The organism is Vibrio sp. 10N.222.49.A3 (assembly GCF_041475145.1).
Classification (GTDB): Bacteria; Pseudomonadota; Gammaproteobacteria; order Enterobacterales; family Vibrionaceae; genus Vibrio; species Vibrio tasmaniensis_A.
On sequence record NZ_JBFRVM010000229.1, the window covers coordinates 1 to 1,503 of the forward strand.

General features: G+C 38.0%; 1 protein-coding gene and 1 pseudogene. One reads left to right on the top strand and one right to left on the bottom strand.

Annotated elements, in window-relative coordinates; translation table 11 throughout:
* The first annotated feature begins 401 nt into the window (after positions 1-401).
* The gene (locus AB4589_RS23715; RefSeq protein ID WP_016790675.1) at positions 402-761 is read left to right on the top strand and encodes a hypothetical protein; all 360 of its coding nucleotides are present in this window, start codon (positions 402-404) and stop codon (positions 759-761) included.
* Between the two features lie 17 nt (positions 762-778).
* Here the strand turns inward: AB4589_RS23715 and AB4589_RS23720 are convergent.
* Positions 779-1,503 (bottom strand): annotated as a pseudogene (locus AB4589_RS23720) (conjugative transfer relaxase/helicase TraI); the annotation flags it as partial.

Sequence of the window (1,503 nt, forward strand, 5' to 3'; positions counted from 1 at the left end):
GTTGAGTTGGTGACCACACCCTACGGCGCATTGATTTCAATGCGAATGGTTGTCTGTTAATGGTGTAAAGACAATAAAAACAAAAAGTTATATTTAATTAGGAAGGGGGATTAGAGTGTAAAAAAATTTTCAAAATCTCAACTAATTAGCCGCTGAAACCCCAGTGTAAAAATATGTAATCACATTGAATTGTTATTGATGCCTTTTCCTATAAGGGGTTTTGGTGATTTCAATCTAAATTTAATGGAATTTAATTGAATTGTTATTTATCCCTTTAGGGGTAAGGTTGTAGCTGTTTTTTAAAAACTAAGTACAATGGGTTTACATTGAGAATTTATTGGATTTCATTGGGGTTTAAAAGTGGACTTCATTGACATTCATTGAGGAGAAAAGGCTAAATTATGTCGCGTTCTTACCCTTTACAAAGCTCCCTTCGAGGGAAGCTAGAGCAAGATTTTAAGAAATTCAGAGACAGAGAAAAGTTAAGTGATGCCGAGGCAACTCGTCAGCTTTTTACCTTGGCGTTGCGTATCAAACTGAATGACAGTGACGATGAGCGGCCGTCGAACCGTGAGTTGATGGAAGAAACGTATCGTAGAGTTAGGCAAGTACAAGGCGTGCTAAATTTAAATTTGGCGCATAGCTTTGATGGGGAGGGGTATTATAAGAACAAAGCCGACTCTATTGAGCAAAGAAAATCCAATACCGCTTTGGTTGATAAAAGCGTCGATGAATATCTTGAAGGCGAAAAAAAAGGGTAGCAGCAGCTACCCTCTTATTATCGCTCTAACTCTCTGTCGATTTCTCTGTCTTCCCAATGGCTCTCTTTCTCTGATTGATTAAATTCCATCTCTTTTTGAGGGGAATATTCTTTTGGCTCAAAGTGTTCGAGTGATTGGCTGTCGGTTTCTTTTTTATCATTATAGTTGATGGTGTCTAATTCGCTCTCTTGATGAGACGTGTGCGGCTCATTTAATTCAATGTTATGTGTGCTGTTATCTCGCTCTAATTTGTCAATGCACGATTTAATGTCCTCTTTAAGATTATCATCTGACATGAATTGAATGTCTCGACCATTAAAGTTCTCGACAATTTTCTCAATGTTGTTCGGGTTTAAATCGTGGTTGCCTTGATTTAATACAATAATGATGTTCTGTCTCAGCTCATCGGTAGAGATGTTTTGAATGTCGTTCTTGTGATTGACATTAATAATATCAATCTGCCCTTGAGTTTGGTCTCGAATTAAGAATGAGTTTTCAATTGAGGTACTGATGATGGTGGTATTTAAATTCTCTCCTTGATGGAATTGGGTTAATTGTTTGGACTTTGTGCCTAGGGTTCTTGGGTTAATATCTAGGGAGGTATCTTTATTGCCTTGAGTGTCTAAATAGGTCACTTCAATGGCTTTGGTTTCGCCTTCTTTATTGTGGATGTTGGTTAACATCGCAGGATGAAGAGATCTATCTTCGGATGAATAGACCGCCGGGTGGAACTTAACCTGGT